The following is a 16837-nucleotide window of genomic DNA, read 5'->3' as shown; positions in this document are numbered from 1 at the left end:
CAAGTAGCGTAGTCGGCAGGAGCAGCGGAAACGTGATCTTGCGAAAAACCTTCCAACCCCCGACTCCGTCGGCATCTGCGGCTTCATAGAGCTCTTTTGAAATGTTTTGCATCCCGGCCAAATAGAAGACCATGAAATAGCCGGCTTCCTTCCAGATGATCATGGCAATCATCGCCCACATAACGGTATGGGGCGTACCAAGCCAATTGGTCTCCCCGCTTCCAATTACTCTCGCCAGCCGGTCCAGCAGTCCGTATTGCGGCGTATAAATGAACAGCCAAATGTTAGCGATGGCGATCATCGGGATGACTGTCGGATAGAAAAAAGCAGTGCGCACCAACCCTTTCGTCTTTAAAGCCCGATTGGCGAAGACGGCCATGGCGAGGGCTAACGCAAGGGATATCGGGATCGTCCCGGCGGCAAACCAAAGGTTGTTCAGGAACACTTTATGAAAAACCGCGTCATGGAGCATCGTCTTGTAGTTGTCCAAGCCGATATACAGCGGTTTCCGGATGGACAAGTCCGCTTGATAGAAGCTCAGCTTGACGGTTTTGGCGATGGGATAGTACGTAAACAAGCCCAAAAATACAAGGGACGGAAACAGCAGCATCCAGGCGAATGCATTTCGTTTGATCCGGGCGGCATGTCTTTCTTTTCCCACAGGGTCTCCTCATCTTCTGTTTGGATTTCGTTCTCCGATAAACGGAGAGTGGGCGTTGGAGAAGCCCCGAATGAACCGGAAACTCTCCCGTCGCCCAGTCTCTACGCCAATCGGATTACAGCGTTATTTGTTGAAAGGGGCTAGCGCTTGCGTCGCATCTTCCTGCGCTTTTTTCAACGCCGTTTGCGCATCCATCGTACCTGTAAGAACGGCCTGGATATTGTCGCTCAGCGACTTCGTCACCTTGCCGTTATTGTGGGTGGACAATTCGGCATCCGCTACTTCCAACTGATCGCGGGCGACTTCAGCTGCCGGGAAACCGGCGATATAATCTTTCATCTTTTGCGTCTCATAGGCTGATTTGCGGACGGCGACATACCCGGTATCGATGCTCCACTGGGCTGCACGCTCCGACTCGGTCATGAACTTCACGAATTTCCAGGCGGCATCCTGTTTTTTCTTGTCGATATCCTTAAAGATGTAGAAGTTTCCGCCGCCAGTCGGCGAACCGAAATTTTTCTTCTGCGGCAGGAAGGATACGCCGAAATCAAACTTCGCGTTTTTCTTTACGTTGGTCAAGTTGCCAGTGGTGTGGTACATCATGGCCGTTTTCCCGGCGATGAAGTCGGAAGGTACGGTGGCCCAATCGGTAACGCCGCTCGGCATCGCTTTATATTTCTTAGCCAGATCCAACCAGAACTGCAAGCCCTCTACATTTTCAGGGGTATTGAAGAAGACTTGTTTGCCATCCGGGCTCATCAGGTTTTTGCCGTTTTGCAGCGCGAAGGTCTGCATCATCCAATAAGCAAAGCCGGATGCCGGAATTTCCAGCCCCCATCTTCCGTCTTTCGTAAGCTTTTTCGCATCTGCGGCCAGCTCGTCCCAGGTTTGCGGCGCTTTGTTGGGATCAAGCCCCGCTTCTTTGAACATGTCCTTGTTGTAGTAAAGCACGATAGTGCTGCGCTGGAACGGAATGCTGTAGGTTTTGCCTTCCGTTTGGGCGTTGGCCATAAAGGCAGGATAAAAATCGGAGATGTACGATTGTCCGCCCTCTTGCTCTATGTAGTCATCCAAGGGAACAATGGCATCCATGTCAATCAAGCTGTAAAGCTCAGTGGACAGCAGCACAGCTACATCCGGAGGGTTCTTTCCCTGGACGCCGGCTTGCGCCTTGATCGTCGTATCGGCGTAGCTGCCCGTATAAACCGGCTTCACCACGATGTTTGGGTTTTCCTTCGTAAACTCGGCGGCCATTCCCTCGATGGTTGCCGTCAGCGGACCGCCTACTGCGATGGGGTAATAGAAGGTCAATTCTACCTTCTCCTCCGGGGCTTTTGTCGGATCATTCGTTGTCTGCTGCGCGCTTTCCGATGCTGTCGGAGCCGTCGACCCCGTCGCCTTCGTGTCCGTCGATCCGTTTGCGGAGTCTGTGTCGCCGCAAGCTGCGAGTAACCCGCCGCTTATGCTCAAGATCAATGCTGCCGCCGCCATTTTTTTCATACGCATACCTTCTTCTCTCCCAACCGTTTTTATTTTAATCCGCCCCGCTCGTCCTTTTTCGATGCGGAATGCGGTTCAACACCTTTGCATACTGCCGCTTTCGCCCTTTTTCAAAGACAAAGCTCATCGATACTCTTTAGCAAATAATCTGGCCGAATTCCGGCTGAGGCCATATCCTCCGCAGAGGCGGCGCCGGTCAGCACCAAGGCTGTGGGCAAACCGTTATTCAAACCGAAGAGGATATCCGTTTCCAACCGATCGCCTACCATCAAGCAGCGGTTCGGGGGCAGCCCCACCTTCTCGAACACTTTTTCCGCGTAAAAGGCCGACGGCTTGCCGATGACGAATTTGGCGTTCGTACTGCTGGCAGCCTCAATGGCTTTCACCATCGACCATGTATCCGGAAGCACATCGTCCAGAACAGGACAAAAAGGGTCCGGATTGGCCGCGATCAGAATGGCTCCATTGCGCACGGCTTTCATGGCGGCATGCAATTTGCCGTAATCGAAAGCCCGATCCATCCCGACGAGAACATGGGTGGCGGCAAGGGGCTCCCGAGTCAGCCGGATGCCCGCATTTTGAAGCTCGGCCTCAAGGGGCTCCTCCCCCACTGCGAAAACGACAGAGGACGCGGACCGTTCCCGAAAATACAGCGCAGACAACGAAGCTGCTGTTACGATCTCTTCAAGCGGGACGGGAAGCCCCAATTGGCGTAGGCGGCCTCGGCATTGCTCGCGGGTTTGAGTCGTCGTGTTCGTCAGAAACATGACCTTCTTCCCAATACTGCGCAAATAAGGTATGGTTTGCTCCACACCGGGAAGCAGCCGGTCGCCCAAATAAATCGTGCCATCCAGATCAAAAAAATAAGCGTCAAAATCCCGCGGTGGCACCAAACCGCTCATCCTCCCTATGTCCGGACAACACAAATAACCCTTTATCCCAACAACGAAAGACGTACCGAACAACAGCGGCAGATCATCCCGTTCATGGCATAAAGGGTTTTCTCATCGTCTCAACCCTCATGGATTCAAATGTCTGTTCATACCCTAACAATAAAGCACTTTTGTTTTCGCAGTATTACTAAACTTATAAGAATTAGTAAATCTCCGCATTTGGCTACATCCACAGGCTCTTGTCCCCTGTCGATACTGCCATGGCTCCGGCATTCAAGGCCAGCTCGATTTCTTCCGGGTATTTGACCAGACCGCCGGCGATAATCGGAATGTCCAATTCCTGATGCAGTTCGCGGATCACTCTGGGGATAAGCCCGGGCATGACCTCGATGGCATCCGGTTGATTTTGCCGAATTGTGCTAAGTCCATGCTCAAGGGCTGCAGAATCGATGAGAAACATCCGCTGAATGGCTGTTAATCCGCATTTTTTCGCCTGCTTGATCAAGTGGCCCTTGGTCGAAATAATGCCTGTCGGCTTGATCCGTTCCGCAACGTATTTAACGATAATGGAATCATTGCCAAACCCGGCGATGAAATCGATATGGATAAACACCATCTTGCCTGCGCGGATCATCTCGGTAACGTAATCGCCGATGGTAAACAAGTCGCCGGACAACAGAAAAATGACAGGCAGCCCGCTCTTGCATGCCGTTTTAATATCCTCAGCCTTCAGAACCGAAGGAATGACCCGCTTCCCACCCAATAATGTTTGCAGCTTGTCCATCCTTTGCAGCCCATCTCCCGTTCTAGCGTTATACGAACAGTTTACCTGTGCAATATTCGACGGACGTAAACGTTTTTCCAGATAAATGTTAAGGATAAAAATAAAAAAGCCGCCGAGATCATCTCGACAGCCGGTGATGCCTGCATCAGGCACGTTCTGTATGCGATTATTCCCCTTGCTTGGCTGCTTCCACTTCAATGGATACTTTCACTTCGTCTCCGATCAGAACGCCGCCTGTTTCAAGAGCCGCATTATAGGTTAAACCATAATCGCTGCGCTTGATGCTTCCTTTACCGCTGAATCCGACTTTTTCGTTGCCCCAAGGATCTTTGCCTGCCCCTTCAAAGGTGACGCTAAAGGTTTCTTCCCGGGTAACACCGCGTAGAGTCAAGTTGCCGGTGACGTCGTATTCGCCGTCGTCGGTCTTCACGATTTTCGCCGATTGGAAGGTCATCTTCGGAAATTTCTCGATCTCGAAGAAGTCGCCCGAACGCAGGTGGTTATCCCGGTCCGTATTACGGGTATCGATGCTGGCGAGATCCACGCTGAAGGAAATGTCAGCCGTCGTCAAGTCCGCCGGATCCGCTTCTATCGCTGCTTCAAAGGCATGAAAGGTGCCTTTTACTTTTGCGATCATCATATGCCGAATGGAAAAATCTACACTGCTGTGAGAGGCGTCTACCGCCCATTTTGCTCTTGTCATTGTTACTTCCTCCTATTAACTTATTATTTATATATCGATAACTTTTTGTAAGTGACTGAACAAAGTTTACCTCATATTTGCGCCTATGTCAACAGCAAACTCACCCGCGACAAAAAACAAACAAGGGCGCTTTCGCGCCCTTGTCACTCTTCTATGCTCACCCGATCGCCTCGGGTAGTCGGTTGGGAGATAACCAAGAATTCGATGGCTTCCTCCGATTTGTTGAACATCTGATGCGCCGTCAAAGGAGGAATCTCCACGCCCTCCTGGGGATGGAGGATCACTTCCTCCCCTGCGATCTCTATTGTCGCAATCCCTGACAAAACAAAGAAATACTGCGTCGACCGGTTATGGTAATGCCGGACCTCGCCGGTGCCGGCGGGCATACGCTCATGAATGACGCTGAGCTCGGGATTTTTCACCAGATGCCATCCGTCGCAGCCGTCTCCCCAAAGATAGTGTTCTCCCGTCCGCTTGCTGATTTTATGTGCGGCCATGGCGAATCCTCCCCCTGCGTTGTTTCCTTGTATCTATTCCAAAATGGCGGCTTCCCGGTCCCGGATTGCCTTTCTCAGCTCATTGGCCGTTTTCCGGCCGATGTCGCCCCGTTCAAACATAGCCTGCACTTCGTTCCGCTCGGCCTGCACCGCGATCCATTGCAAATCCCGCTGAATCTCTTCGTTCCCGCTGCCGGTTTGTCTGCCACTTATGCTAAGATCGGATACGCGTTTCAATATTTGATAGTAATGCCGGACGACTTCATCTCTTTCGTGGCTTGCAGGAAGAGCGCGAAAAGCTTCCAATACGGCTTTGCTTGTGCGCTGCTTGATTGCCCAAAACTCGGTAAAATCTTCCTCCGATATAAAACGGGTGGAATCAGGGCTATTTTTGATAATCAAGCCTCTTAATTCCCGAATCATGTACTTAAAAAACAGTCTACTGCGATAAGTGCCGCCTGACAAAAGCAGCTTCAGTTCGTCCAGGCTCCTCATGAAGAAGGTTGCAGCCCGCGAGCTTACCTTCTCTTCTTGCTGTATTCGCTTTAACGTCTCCCGTTCGATTTCAATGGCTTGCAAACGTAGTTCCTGTTCCCCACGATCGCCTTGAAACTTGCGGCGTCCACTGCTGGTCTTGGCAAGTTTGGTCTGCCGCTTCCACCGGTCGTAATTGCCGATGATGACGGCGGATTCCACTTTATTCTCCTCCACCGTGACCTGATGCACCGCGCGAATGGCGGCGTTCATCATCAGTTCCTGTCCGTACAGAAGCTCCTCTCGATGTGTCGTTTCCGGCTCCGTTTTCCCCTTGGCCAAAAGAGGGAGCAGTGTGCTTGCGGCAATCAGGGAAAGCAAAATGACGACGCCGGCGAGGAAGATAACAAGGCTGCGCTCGGGAAAAGGCGCTCCGCTGCCTACAAATAACGGGATGGAAAAAGCACCGGCCAGCGTAACAGCTCCCCGTACCCCGGATAAAGAGGTCATGGCCAGCAATTTGAAGGAAATTTTGTTGTTCTTATTTTCTTGATCAAACCAGTTTTTCCCCAGCGTGAAGACGAACACCCAGAGAAAGCGGAGAACGAGCAGCATGACGAAAATAACCAAAGCATACCCCAACACGACTCCGTTGTTCCATCGGGGCTCTTCGAACACCTCGCGGAAAACATGGGGAAGCTGCAAGCCCAGAATAACGAAGACGAGCCCGTTCAACAAGTAAACGATAACCGACCACGTATGATCAAAAAGCTCATTGGAACGGGGCATCACGCTTGAAGTGCGGTCCCGTTCGATCGCATGGAAAAACCCTCCGGCAACGGCAGCCAAAATTCCGGATACACCCAACTCTTCCGCAATCAGATAGAGGGCAAAAGGCGTCAAGATCTGAAGCAGCATATGCATCGTCTCATCTTCCATTCCGGACCGCCGCAGCCAGATGCGCAGTCCAGTGATGAGCATACCCAGCACGATGCCAACGGCAAGACCTCCGATGGCAATGACCAAAAAGCTGAAGCTGGCCGTCGGCAAAGAAAAGACACCGGTCACAGCCGCAGCGACCGCAAATTTGAAGGCGACCAAACCGGATGCATCATTCATAAGGGCTTCCCCTTCCAAAAGATGCATCAACGTCTTCGGCAAATGGATGCGCCCGGCCAAGCTGCTCACTGCAACAGCGTCGGTAGGCGACAGGATGGCGGCAAGCCCGAATGCCACCGGCAGCGGGATCGCCGGAATCATCCAGTGAATCGCGTACCCGACGATTAGAACGGTCGCAAACACAAGACCGATGGACAAGAATAAAATTGGAATGCGCAGCTTCCACATCGCGCTGCGGGAAGCATGCTTTCCGTCATTATAAAGGAGCGGGGCGATAAACAATACGAAGAACAGCTCCGGTTCCAGTTCCATATGCATCCCCGAGGGAATCGCTGCAAGCATGAAACCAAGGGCAATCTGAATGAGCGGAACGGGAATAAAGAGGATGTGACGGTTCAGTACGTTAGATACTCCGATTAGGGCAAGAAGAATGATGATCGTCAAGAAAAGCTCCATCGCCTGACTCCTTTAGCTATGTATGTAATGTTCTAATCTGTATCCTCTCCATCTGTTATCCAAACAATAAGTCCAAGCTATCCCGATAAGCCTGTTCCTGAGATACAGACTGTTCCGGATGAAGGTGCACCTGAAACGGCACCCCGTAAAATAGTGCGACCAGTTGCCGAGAAATGCGCTCCCTTTGCGCAGGCAGTATTTCTCCGATCTGGCCTAAATAATGATCGAAAATCCCCTCCAGCGGCAATAGCCGGACCTCAGCCTCTCCGCTGACGTTTTGTGAAATAATACGGCGTTCGTACCCGCTTCGTTCCTTTTTTTTCGGAACCGCCTTGAGCTTGGCATAATACTGGATAATGGAGAGCAAAATTTTCTCCCCACGGGGAATGCTTGCCGCCGTTTGGAAGACGTGGCGTATCCCCTCTTCTCCTGACCGGGTCCCCTCCCCGATCTCGACGCTTCGCTCGTAGCACCAACGCAGAACGAAATAGTCGAGTACCTCCTCTTTGGAGGCAAAATAGCGGAAAAAGGTTACTTTGGAAATGGCAACCCGGCTGCAAACCTCTTCAATATGGATCTCATCGAACCGGCTATTTTCAAGCAGCGACAGAAACGTATCCAAAATGACCTGCATGGTCTGATACTTTTTCCGTTCTCTTAACGAAAAAGTGGTGTCCATAGGTTCTCCTTAACCGGGTATGGATGGATCGCTTCCGCGCCCGGTTTTTTCGCGAATGATAGTGTACAAAAACAGGATAAACAACGCGCCCAACACGATAAAGTATACCGTAACGAAAATTGATTTTGAAATGGTGAACAGGCTGGCGAGGCGGACAACTGTCGTCGGCACATGCGGATAAGCGAACAGCAGGGTGGTGACCGATACATTTTCCAGGTAATCAAATATTGCTCCGCATACCGGTACAAACAGAAGCACACCAAAGCGCCGGTCCGTTTTTCGCGAAAAAAGGGATATAAACAGCGCGCCCGTAATGGCCATGAGAGCGGGATAAACGAAGTCGAGGGGGAGTTGATGCGTCAAATAAAGCCGCCGTCCCTCTTCTCCCGCCGCATTCAAAAATTGCGCCGCATATTTCGGGGTATACCCCGAAGACATCAGATCGAAAAGCTTCATGCCACCCGCTTTTTTCTCCACAGCCGGTATGGTTGCGAACAGCATGACGAAATAAAGGGTTTGTGAACAGGTTAGCGCGATCACCGCCTTCGTCCAAGTCGCTTTCTCCATGAACCCCTTGAGAATGCTCGAAAGGATAGCCATTGCTCTCACTCTCCCGACAATATCGTTACCCGTGTAATAAAATTAACTTAGGTAACACTTTTTTGTAAAGGCTCTATTTGTCACGTTAGCTGCCCCTGTCACAAAATCAGCCCCTCCGTTGTCTTCAATACCGGAAACGCAAAAATCGTAATCATTGGAGGAATCGATATGAAATTGCGGATGAATCATCGCGAAGTTAACCCGGCCGGTTTTCAAGCGCTGCTTAAGCTGGAGGATGCGGCGAAAAAAATGGGATTGGAACCGGTCCTGTTCGAACTGATCAAGATTAGGGCCTCGCAAATCAACGGATGCGCCTATTGCGTAGACATGCACACCACCGATCTTCGGAAGATGGGCGAAACCGAGCAGCGGTTGAATCTGGTCGTCGTATGGCAGGAATCCCCCGTGTTCACCCCGCGGGAACGCGCAGCATTGGCTCTGACCGAAGCCGTCACACGTATTTCCGAGGCAGGCGTACCGCAAGATCTGTATAACGAAGTCAACCGGCATTTCACCGAGAGTGAGATCGTCTCCTTGATCATGGCGATTAATGCCATCAATTGCTGGAACCGCATCGCCATCACTACCGGCATGTTCCCGGGTTGTTTCGAAAACTAAAACAAAAGGTAGCACATACGGAGAAAAGCCACCCTGGGCTGGGTGGCTTTCATCATCTTCTCCGGCTAAAATGAGATTACCCCGATGTGGAGGTGTATTCCGCTTGATGCTTAGTGAATCGACGCTAGCAATCGAACAGCTCTACCGCGACTATAAACCGCTGCTCACTTCCATCGCCTACCGGATGCTCGGTTCCATGACGGAGGCGGAAGATGCGGTGCAGGACGTTTTCGTCGCCATCAGCAAGCTGGACGGAACCGACATCGAATTTCCGAAAGCTTATCTGGTCAAAATGGTCACCAACCGCGCGCTTAATATGATGAAGGCTGCTCCCCGCAAACGAGAAAGCTATCCCGGTCAGTGGCTGCCGGAGCCGGTCATCGAACTAGCGGCGGCAGACGAGCCTCAAGGACATGCCATCCAACAAGAACGGCTTGGCTATGCCCTGTTAGTTCTACTGCAAACGTGCACACCACCGGAGCGCGCCGTCTTTGTGCTACGTGAATCCTTCGGCTACGAGTATGCGGACATTGCCACCATGTTAGATAAAAGCGAGGCCGCCTGCCGTAAAATATTCAGCCGCGCCTCCGCCAAGATCGGCCACCGTCCCAGCCATGAGGACGATGCTGCCCTTGACCGTTCCATCGAACGGTTCGTGCAGTCTTTTTCCCAAGCCATCGAAACCGGCCATTTCGAGTCCTTCATCCATCTACTTACGGATCAGGCGGTCATGATCAGCGACGGCGGCGGCATCGTGCGTTCCGCGTACAACCCGATCTTGGGCCGGGAGCGGGTTTCCGCATTCCTCCGAGGCATCTCCCGCAAAGGCTCCCTTACTGGCGAGCCCCACCGGATATGGATAAGCGGTCAGCCCGGACTGCTCCTGCTGCGCGAGAACAAGCCGCCCTTTGCTTTTGCATTCTTGCCGGGAGAGGATCATGGTGCCATTCAAGCCATTTACCTGGTCTCGAACCCCAATAAGCTGCTGCGGATTTCGAATGGATATTCGAACGGATAAAAAAAAGGAGAACCTGCCCATGCAGATCCTCCTCCCGCCGGCTAATGCCCGCGATGCTTTTCTTTTGCTTTGGCCACTTTTAAGAGCCGCCGGCGCTCCTGCTCCTCTTCCCGCTTTTCCTTGGAGGCTGCCGACTTCTCCAGCTTGCGCTGCTCATACTCCAGTTTCATAGCAGCTTGAGCAAACGTCGAAACGCCATGCTTTTTCGTTTCCTCCGCAGCCTGGCGGGCTAACCGTTTCGGACTGATCCTGCCGGTTTTCGGTGCTTTGACCTCCACCTGTTGCGATAGGCCCTCCATAAGGCTACACATTTGGCTGCGAACCCATTGAAGCACTTCCTCATCCCGGGGCTCAGCGCCAAACACATACCGCGCCGCCTTCAGCTTTTCTCCAAGCTGCTCTTCCAGAATGCCAACCCAAAACTGACCATCGTGATAAACCGTAAGCTTCATAAATGAAACTCCCCTCTTCATATCCGAAACGACGGACATCCCGAGGGGGAAGGATACTGACATGGCTCTCAGCCGAACGTTAGGCTGCCATGCGTCTGGACTACCAACCAGACCGTGTTTTTACGTTTCCATCTCATGGTAATGAATTCACTCTAGAAGTTCAAGCAAATCATACTGATAGCAGGCTACAGCCTCCACCTGTTTGAAGCCTTCCTGAAGATACAGCGCCTTCGCCCTTTCGTTATCCGCATTAACACACAGAACCGTCCGGTTGTACCCCTGATTCCGAGCAAACGCCAATGCCGCCCGCAGCAAACCTCTCCCCAATCCATGCCCCTGATACTCCGGTATGATCGCAAGGGGACCGATATTCATGATAGTCGCGCCTTCAAAATCATCGTCCGCGCACCGAACCAATCCAACGGGAATATCGCCGTGATAGAGAATTATCATGCCGCCGTCCAAGTAGTCATCTGCCTTTGTCATTTTGGACACCATATCGGACGTAATCGGAGTTTCGCTGCCCTTCAGTGTGGCAAACGCCGCGTTGCGCACCTCGCACCAGACTTGTTCATCTCTCTCCCGTACCAAAGGCCGAAGTGTGAAATTCTCGGGCCATCGAACATCCGGCACGTCCAAATCTTCCCGAACCAGCAGAAAAGAATACCGATCCATTTGAAACCTCAACTTTTCCACGGCTGCCGTCAGCTTATCATTAACCACGGGCACGAACAGAAAGACATAGTCCAAACCGACGGTAATCTTTACGACTTCCTCCATCAGCTTTCCGTAGACGGCATTATCCTCCGATTCCGAATGGAAGATGCGAAACCGCGCTTTGCGGCCTTTCCGGTTATAATCATCCACAATCAATGATGCCACCGCGATAATCTCATCCTGATCGTTCACTGCAATAGAAGTCGGATTTTCAACGTTCGGCTCAAATGCATGCAAGTCCTCGTCATACAAAAACGAATCATCCACTTCGGGCCGATGCTTCCTGCAATAGGCTACGAAATCCGCAACCCTATCCGGAGTTAACGCTTTTATGTCCATGAAATAGCCATCCTCCCTTTTGCCTGCACTGATCAAGATTTGACCGCCTTCATGAAGCTTGCCAAGTCATTTCCTTTGATATAGATATCCGGCTTCACGTGTTCGTTCATAATGTTGGTTTGCTTGACGTTCCAATAGAAACTAACGACGAATACCATGAGTTTGTTTTTCTTATCCTCAAAAACTTGCTGGCCTACCCCTTTTCCGAAGGAGTCGCGTCCAATAACCGTAACATTTTTCAAGTACGTTTTTAAGCCTAAGGCCAGCAGTTCCGACGCGCTTGCCGTATTTTCATCTATCAAAATATCAATCTTCTTAAACTTCGTTTGGGAAGCGTCAGAATAGTAACTGTCGGTATATCCATCTTTATAGATCAGCGTACTTGTTACGAGATTCGGCAGAAGCGCATCCAGGATATGGTTTGAGCTGTCAGACAAGCCTCCCGAATTGCCGCGCAAGTCGATGACTAAAACCTTGCTTTCTTTATCCGGAATGCTATCAAGCGCATCGATAAATTTATCGTCCGTATTGATCGCAAACGTGTTGATCCGAAAATAACAAATTCCGCCTTCCTCTTTATAAGTTAGATCATGCTCGCTCTCCTTTTGCAAACGGTCATACTCATCGCCATATACGGTAAATGTGAAAATGTCGTCTTTCTTTTTCGCTTTGTCTATCACGTTTGCGATCTCTTGAACGGAAATATTCGCATCATCCAGCCTGGCTAACGATTGATCCAGGTCGTCCATGCTGTCTGCATATAAATAATGATCGGTAAAAAACTTTTTCACCTGTTGGCCGAGAGGCAGTTCCTTCTCTACCAATCCATTCTTGACGTACAATGCCAATGCATTTTCCGTGTTCAAATCTAGACTTTTGGAACTGTAATCCTTTGCCAATTTATAATTTCCTAGTGAGAAATAAGTAAAGGCCAAGTCGGAAAAGGCTTCGTCATCTTTGGGATCGATAATCGTCGCATCGATGAAATTCGCTGCCGCATCCTGATAGTTGCCCAATTCAAAATTACACTTTCCCATATACCAGTCAATATCTGAAGTAGATATAGAAGAAAGTGAATTCTTAGCCGTCTTGCCGAATTCAACGCACTGCGTGTTTTTCTTACTCAGATACAAGGCTTTCAGCTTTATCGTATAAGTTTTCTCATCAGACTTGCCATGCATGATCGCCTTGGAAAAATAGTCGACTGATTCTCTGTAATATCCGTTATTTAGGTAGAGATTCCCCACTTTGGTGTACAAGTCTGGATTGGTTCCGTCTTGTTTGGCTGCTTTTTCACAAGTCTTGTGAAGACTCTCAAAATCACCTTTTGCGACTTCGTTATCCATGATCCAATCGTAAAGATCCATATCATCCGGATGCTTTGCCAGAAGTTTATTGAAATGATCGATCGACTGGTCATAACGCTTGTTTTCATAATAGAGTTCGCCCAGCAGTTTCTGCGCTTCCGGATTGTCGGGAAATTTCTCTGCGACCGTCTGATAATATTCTTTCGTTATTTCATAGTTGCCCTTGTGATTGACAATGTCCGCCCGCAGCTTGTAGCCTTCATAAGCATCCGGCAGTTTTTGGACATACAGATTCGCATAGGTCTGTGCTTTCAAGACTTCGTCAAGATTCAAATGAGAATAGGCTATCTTTAGCAGCGCATCAGTGTCATTCTCATCAAGCGAGAGGTATTTATCGAACTGTTTGACAGCCTCCTCGTATTTATGACTATCATAGGCGACCATACCCTTGCCGTAATAAGCGCTTTTATCGTTTGCATTTAGTGCGATGGCCTTATCGTAGTCAATTAGAGCCGAATCAAACTGGTTCAATCCGTAATAAGCATTTCCTTCATTTACGTACTCCACATCCGTGTTTGGAAGGATAAGCAAAGACTTTTTGATATATTCCAAACTTTTCTCGAACTCGCCCAACTCATTGTATGCCCAACTCAAGTTATTAAGCGGGGAATCCCTGTTTATAGGCGCCTTCTTTTCCTTCGTTATCGTCTTCAAGCTCGGGTCTAATTCATATACGCTATCCAATGCTTTATTAAAATAGAATCTGGCTCCCTCGTATTCTCCTTTGTTCATCAATTCCATACCCTTCTCGTTATTCGTTGAAAGGTCATTTTCAAGGGTAATTTGATTATTCATTTCGCTAAATACATTTGAACAGGAACTCAAAAGAACCATAATTGTAAGGATTGAAATGGAGAATGTTAATCTCTTTACTCGCTTCAATGGTTTCATTCCTTTAATAGGTTAATAATCCCATAATACCATAGAAAAACACTCCCAAAACCTGAAGGAGTGTTTGACTGAACCCGTAATTTATCCCTTAGCGGGATTATCTTTTCGTATCCGTACTTTGATAAAACCGTTCGCCGCTGTACGGGTTAAACCATACCTGCTGCCGGATGCCCGTTGTCGGGTCAATAAAGATTTCATCCGTCCTTTGAAAACCCGGAGGAGGCTGGTGCGTTGCATTATTCAGACGGTTCCGTCGGATGACAACCGTGCTAAGTATGGCAATGATAATGACGATTACCGCAAAAATCTGAATGCCGGCATAAACGCCCAGTATTTTCCACATTGTTAGATCTTTTCAGCCACAACGGCAGTTCCGTATGCCACAATTTCGGACATCGATTGACCGATCTCGCCGGAATCGAAACGCATCATCACGATGGCGTTAGCCCCCATGGCATGAGCGTTTTGCGTCATCCGATCGATGGCCGTCTTGCGGGCATCCTCGATCATTTCCGTGTACTCCTTGATTTCCCCGCCCACAATGCTGCGGAGCCCTGCCGCCAAATTTCCGCCAATCCCCCGGCTTCTTACGACTACTCCAAAAGTTTGCCCGATGACGCGATCAACCCGGTACCCTACGATATTTTCCGTCGTCACAACAATCATCTAATAAACCTCCCTGCGATATATGCACTGAACATAGCATGCTTGATTCCCTATTGTCAAAGCTTTCATTCCATTTCGTGGAATTCCGCACTGTCATTATTAATCGCGACGTTGGGTTTGCGGAGAGGTCATCTCTTGACGAAACAAAGCGCACCCGGTTAGGTGCTTTTTGTTGTGTAAAGAATTTATTCTATGACAGAACCTGTCACGATTGAACGATACAATGAAACCAATCCCGATTAAGGGAGACGATCCCAAACAAAAAGAGGAGTGATAACGATGACGCTGCAATTAACCCCGCAAATCCTGCTGGACGGAACGGCAGACGAAGCCATCCGATTTTATGCAGAAACGTTGGATGCAAAAGTTGTTTTCAAGCAAACCTACGGAGAAGGGCCGGACCCCGTACCGGAAGCCGCCAAAGCCCGCATCTCCCACTCCATTTTGAGCGTTGGAGACTCCCAGTTGTTCGTTTACGACTCATTTCCTGGGGAAACGGTGCAGAGCGGCAATGGGTTGCAAATCTGCATAACGATTCCAGATGCCGACAGGACGCGGCAGATATTCGAGGTTTTGCGGCAAGACGGAAAGGTGATCCTTCCCTTGAAAGCCATTCATTTCAGCCCACTCTACGGCATTGTCGCCGACAAATTCGGAGTAGTTTTCCAACTTTTTACCCGCAGGCCCGCTTAACCTTGATACCGGGCAAGCTGTTCGTTTAGCTTCTGCAGGATCGCATCCTTCAATTCCGCCGGTTCCTCCAGAGTAGCTCTCGTTCCTAATGCGATGAAAAACTCCGCATAAAATGGAATGTCGCTGCTGGACACATCGGCATCAATGGAGCCGGTTCCGTCTTCGCGCACTTGCAGCATGGGAGCAAGCCACAGTTCGGCTTCGCAGCGTTGCACGCCCTCCCGGCTCAACGCTGCGCGAAGCCGCACCGGCTCTTTCCCTTCTGTAATCGCACGCTCATCAAGATTAACGTCGCTCAAGATCAGCGGTTGGATGCCGGACATGTCCGCTTCCGCGTTGTGAATCCGGTCGCAGCGGAACACGCGGAGCTCTTTACGCAAAAAGCAGTAGGCTTTGCAGTACCAATACCCATTACTCGCATAAAGACTGACCGGTTGAATCTGCCGGCAGCTAGCCTCCTCCCCCTTCGTACCATACGTAATGGAGAGCACGTTTTGCCGCACCGCCGCATCGAGAAGGATTGCGAGGCATGGAGCATCATCCCGCCTGGTCGGCGTCAGGAAGTCGACCCGGTTTTTCATGCTGTCGATCCGGTCCCGCACGTCTCCGGGCATATGAAGATAGAACTTGCTCAAAGCAGAGGCGGACTCCGCTTCAAAGGGCAGCGAGGAGTAATGACGCAGAGCGTGCACGGCAAAGAACATCGCCACTGCCTCCTCTTCTGTAAAGGCGATAGGCGGGAGCACCCGCTCGCGGATCACCTGATATCCCCCGTTAGGCCCTACCTCCGAATAAAGTGGAACGCCCAGTTCGCTCAGTTCCTGCAAATCCCGTAAAATAGTCCGCTTGGATACGCCGAATTCGTCGGCAAGCTCCTGCACCTTGAAACGCCTTTTTCGGTTGACCGTCATCATCAATTCCAGCAAACGCTTGGATTTAGGCATCCTGCACTCCCCCTTCCACCTGATCTTCCTCTATAGCGCTTCATCCGTATCATGCTGCAATAAAGTCCTCAAATGCGCCGCAAGAGGAGCTAGCGGGTCTTGAACGGAAAAGCCGTATTCTGCGGTTATCGCCCTGGCGGCGCCAACCATAGAAAGCTGGGCGACGGACACCGCATTGGCTTTGCCGGACTCCGATTCCAGCAGCGTTCTTATGTAATCCGTCATGATTCTATGAGTTTGCTCTTTCTTGCCCTGCATGACAAGCTGAAACGCATCTCCGATGATCCTCGCTTCGATCTGCGGCGACTTCCCGTTTGCCTTTGCATATTGGCACAGCCTGTTCATCGTCCCCTCCACCGTTGCGGGATTCGTAAAAAGCAGGATCTGCGGCTCCTCCAGCGAGATGATCTTCTCAAAAAAAGGTTCATCAATCTTAACGATTGGCGGCACCTTAAAGGCAAGCTGATCTTCCTGAAGCAAAGCAATATAGTTGGTGCACGTGATGAGAATGATGTCCACATGGCACGCAGCGATCCATTCTACCTGCCGGTTAACTTTTTCCGCGGCTTGTTCCTCACTAAACGACTCGTCCGACCCAACCCGATAAACAAGTCCCGGGTCGACAAAATGAAGCAGTTCCACGTCGCAGCCCGTCAATGCTTCTTCGATATAAGCAATATTGGAATAATGGGCGTGCAGGATGCCGATTCGTTTTTTCATGGCCAAGCCTCCTTGTCTCGCCATTATACCAAGAAAAAAATGAAAA

19 protein-coding genes are annotated in these 16837 nt (G+C 50.3%); 3 read left to right on the top strand and 16 right to left on the bottom strand.

Annotated features, from left to right (window positions below; all coding sequences use genetic code 11):
* The 9 genes from TJ79_RS06655 to TJ79_RS06615 form a co-directional block, all read right to left on the bottom strand.
* Positions 1-661, bottom strand: a 661-nt coding sequence (locus tag TJ79_RS06655) for a carbohydrate ABC transporter permease (protein ID WP_040949499.1), incomplete at its 3' end; no start/stop codon positions are given.
* Between the two features lie 123 nt (positions 662-784).
* Entirely contained in the window at positions 785-2161 is a 1377-nt protein-coding gene (locus TJ79_RS06650; protein ID WP_040949516.1) for an ABC transporter substrate-binding protein, read from the bottom strand.
* A gap of 110 nt (positions 2162-2271) precedes the next feature.
* Positions 2272-3063 carry an HAD-IIA family hydrolase gene (locus TJ79_RS06645; RefSeq protein WP_040949498.1) on the bottom strand — a complete coding sequence of 264 codons (792 nt, stop codon included), beginning with the start codon at positions 3061-3063 and terminating at the stop codon, positions 2272-2274.
* A gap of 214 nt (positions 3064-3277) precedes the next feature.
* Positions 3278-3838: a glycerol-3-phosphate responsive antiterminator gene (locus TJ79_RS06640; protein ID WP_040949515.1), complete on the bottom strand. Its 561-nt coding sequence runs from the start codon at positions 3836-3838 to the stop codon at positions 3278-3280.
* Positions 3839-4004: 166 nt separating this feature from the next.
* A complete protein-coding gene (locus TJ79_RS06635; protein WP_040949497.1) occupies positions 4005-4541 on the bottom strand; it encodes a YceI family protein in 537 nt (178 codons plus the stop codon).
* 143 nt (positions 4542-4684) lie between these two features.
* A complete protein-coding gene (locus tag TJ79_RS06630) occupies positions 4685-5038 on the bottom strand; it encodes a cupin domain-containing protein (RefSeq protein WP_040949496.1) in 354 nt (117 codons plus the stop codon).
* A gap of 33 nt (positions 5039-5071) precedes the next feature.
* Entirely contained in the window at positions 5072-7087 is a 2016-nt protein-coding gene (locus TJ79_RS06625; RefSeq protein WP_040949495.1) for a Na+/H+ antiporter, read from the bottom strand.
* Between the two features lie 55 nt (positions 7088-7142).
* Positions 7143-7766 (bottom strand): TetR/AcrR family transcriptional regulator, encoded by a 624-nt coding sequence (locus TJ79_RS06620; RefSeq protein WP_040949494.1) that lies wholly within the window; start codon positions 7764-7766, stop codon positions 7143-7145.
* A 9-nt stretch (positions 7767-7775) separates the two neighbouring features.
* Positions 7776-8366: a hypothetical protein gene (locus TJ79_RS06615; RefSeq protein ID WP_052339342.1), complete on the bottom strand. Its 591-nt coding sequence runs from the start codon at positions 8364-8366 to the stop codon at positions 7776-7778.
* Between the two features lie 168 nt (positions 8367-8534).
* Here TJ79_RS06615 and TJ79_RS06610 point away from each other — a divergent pair, with 168 nt between their 5' ends.
* Both TJ79_RS06610 and TJ79_RS06605 read left to right on the top strand, forming a co-directional pair.
* Entirely contained in the window at positions 8535-8984 is a 450-nt protein-coding gene (locus TJ79_RS06610) for a carboxymuconolactone decarboxylase family protein (RefSeq protein ID WP_040949493.1), read from the top strand.
* 106 nt (positions 8985-9090) lie between these two features.
* Positions 9091-10002 carry a sigma-70 family RNA polymerase sigma factor gene (locus TJ79_RS06605; RefSeq protein ID WP_040949513.1) on the top strand — a complete coding sequence of 304 codons (912 nt, stop codon included), beginning with the start codon at positions 9091-9093 and terminating at the stop codon, positions 10000-10002.
* A gap of 41 nt (positions 10003-10043) precedes the next feature.
* On the opposite strand, the gene TJ79_RS06600 is transcribed toward TJ79_RS06605, so the two are convergent.
* The 5 genes from TJ79_RS06600 to TJ79_RS06580 all read right to left on the bottom strand — a co-directional run bounded on the left by TJ79_RS06600 (position 10044) and on the right by TJ79_RS06580 (position 14434).
* Positions 10044-10454, bottom strand: a complete 411-nt coding sequence (locus TJ79_RS06600) for a YjdF family protein (RefSeq protein ID WP_040949492.1) — start codon at positions 10452-10454, stop codon at positions 10044-10046.
* 147 nt (positions 10455-10601) lie between these two features.
* Positions 10602-11510 (bottom strand): GNAT family N-acetyltransferase, encoded by a 909-nt coding sequence (locus TJ79_RS06595; RefSeq protein ID WP_155987794.1) that lies wholly within the window; start codon positions 11508-11510, stop codon positions 10602-10604.
* Between the two features lie 32 nt (positions 11511-11542).
* The gene (locus tag TJ79_RS06590) at positions 11543-13672 is read right to left on the bottom strand and encodes a S41 family peptidase (RefSeq protein WP_238322848.1); all 2130 of its coding nucleotides are present in this window, start codon (positions 13670-13672) and stop codon (positions 11543-11545) included.
* 193 nt (positions 13673-13865) lie between these two features.
* The gene (locus TJ79_RS06585; protein WP_040949489.1) at positions 13866-14111 is read right to left on the bottom strand and encodes a hypothetical protein; all 246 of its coding nucleotides are present in this window, start codon (positions 14109-14111) and stop codon (positions 13866-13868) included.
* Between the two features lie 2 nt (positions 14112-14113).
* Positions 14114-14434: a heavy metal-binding domain-containing protein gene (locus TJ79_RS06580; protein ID WP_040949488.1), complete on the bottom strand. Its 321-nt coding sequence runs from the start codon at positions 14432-14434 to the stop codon at positions 14114-14116.
* A 279-nt stretch (positions 14435-14713) separates the two neighbouring features.
* On the opposite strand from TJ79_RS06580, the gene TJ79_RS06575 reads away from it, so the two are divergent.
* The gene (locus tag TJ79_RS06575; RefSeq protein WP_040949487.1) at positions 14714-15127 is read left to right on the top strand and encodes a VOC family protein; all 414 of its coding nucleotides are present in this window, start codon (positions 14714-14716) and stop codon (positions 15125-15127) included.
* Here TJ79_RS06575 and TJ79_RS06570 read toward each other — a convergent pair.
* Together TJ79_RS06570 and TJ79_RS06565 are read right to left on the bottom strand one after the other, a co-directional pair.
* Positions 15124-16071: a helix-turn-helix transcriptional regulator gene (locus tag TJ79_RS06570; protein ID WP_040949486.1), complete on the bottom strand. Its 948-nt coding sequence runs from the start codon at positions 16069-16071 to the stop codon at positions 15124-15126. The genes TJ79_RS06575 and TJ79_RS06570 overlap by 4 nt on opposite strands.
* A 30-nt stretch (positions 16072-16101) precedes the next feature.
* Positions 16102-16791 (bottom strand): hypothetical protein, encoded by a 690-nt coding sequence (locus TJ79_RS06565; protein ID WP_040949485.1) that lies wholly within the window; start codon positions 16789-16791, stop codon positions 16102-16104.
* Positions 16792-16837 lie beyond the last annotated feature (46 nt).

The sequence above is a fragment of the Gorillibacterium massiliense genome (assembly GCF_000455485.1).
GTDB classification, from domain to species: Bacteria; Bacillota; Bacilli; order Paenibacillales; family NBRC-103111; genus Gorillibacterium; species Gorillibacterium massiliense.
This window is presented reverse-complemented; position numbering and strand designations above follow the sequence as displayed.

Excerpts from the sequence above, each read along its gene's own strand:
- TJ79_RS06580 (WP_040949488.1), bottom strand. The coding sequence starts at position 14,434 with ATGATTGTTGTGACGACGGAAAATATCGTAGGGTACCGGGTTGATCGC.
- TJ79_RS06585 (WP_040949489.1), bottom strand. The coding sequence starts at position 14,111 with ATGTGGAAAATACTGGGCGTTTATGCCGGCATTCAGATTTTTGCGGTA.
- TJ79_RS06565 (WP_040949485.1), bottom strand. The coding sequence starts at position 16,791 with ATGAAAAAACGAATCGGCATCCTGCACGCCCATTATTCCAATATTGCT.
- TJ79_RS06640 (WP_040949515.1), bottom strand. The coding sequence starts at position 3,838 with ATGGACAAGCTGCAAACATTATTGGGTGGGAAGCGGGTCATTCCTTCG.
- TJ79_RS06590 (WP_238322848.1), bottom strand. The coding sequence starts at position 13,672 with ATGAATAATCAAATTACCCTTGAAAATGACCTTTCAACGAATAACGAG.
- TJ79_RS06595 (WP_155987794.1), bottom strand. The coding sequence starts at position 11,510 with ATGGACATAAAAGCGTTAACTCCGGATAGGGTTGCGGATTTCGTAGCC.
- TJ79_RS06570 (WP_040949486.1), bottom strand. The coding sequence starts at position 16,071 with ATGCCTAAATCCAAGCGTTTGCTGGAATTGATGATGACGGTCAACCGA.
- TJ79_RS06650 (WP_040949516.1), bottom strand. The coding sequence starts at position 2,161 with ATGAAAAAAATGGCGGCGGCAGCATTGATCTTGAGCATAAGCGGCGGG.
- TJ79_RS06610 (WP_040949493.1), top strand. The coding sequence starts at position 8,535 with ATGAAATTGCGGATGAATCATCGCGAAGTTAACCCGGCCGGTTTTCAA.
- TJ79_RS06635 (WP_040949497.1), bottom strand. The coding sequence starts at position 4,541 with ATGACAAGAGCAAAATGGGCGGTAGACGCCTCTCACAGCAGTGTAGAT.
- TJ79_RS06625 (WP_040949495.1), bottom strand. The coding sequence starts at position 7,087 with ATGGAGCTTTTCTTGACGATCATCATTCTTCTTGCCCTAATCGGAGTA.
- TJ79_RS06575 (WP_040949487.1), top strand. The coding sequence starts at position 14,714 with ATGACGCTGCAATTAACCCCGCAAATCCTGCTGGACGGAACGGCAGAC.
- TJ79_RS06630 (WP_040949496.1), bottom strand. The coding sequence starts at position 5,038 with ATGGCCGCACATAAAATCAGCAAGCGGACGGGAGAACACTATCTTTGG.
- TJ79_RS06600 (WP_040949492.1), bottom strand. The coding sequence starts at position 10,454 with ATGAAGCTTACGGTTTATCACGATGGTCAGTTTTGGGTTGGCATTCTG.
- TJ79_RS06605 (WP_040949513.1), top strand. The coding sequence starts at position 9,091 with ATGCTTAGTGAATCGACGCTAGCAATCGAACAGCTCTACCGCGACTAT.
- TJ79_RS06615 (WP_052339342.1), bottom strand. The coding sequence starts at position 8,366 with ATGGCTATCCTTTCGAGCATTCTCAAGGGGTTCATGGAGAAAGCGACT.
- TJ79_RS06620 (WP_040949494.1), bottom strand. The coding sequence starts at position 7,766 with ATGGACACCACTTTTTCGTTAAGAGAACGGAAAAAGTATCAGACCATG.
- TJ79_RS06645 (WP_040949498.1), bottom strand. The coding sequence starts at position 3,063 with ATGAGCGGTTTGGTGCCACCGCGGGATTTTGACGCTTATTTTTTTGAT.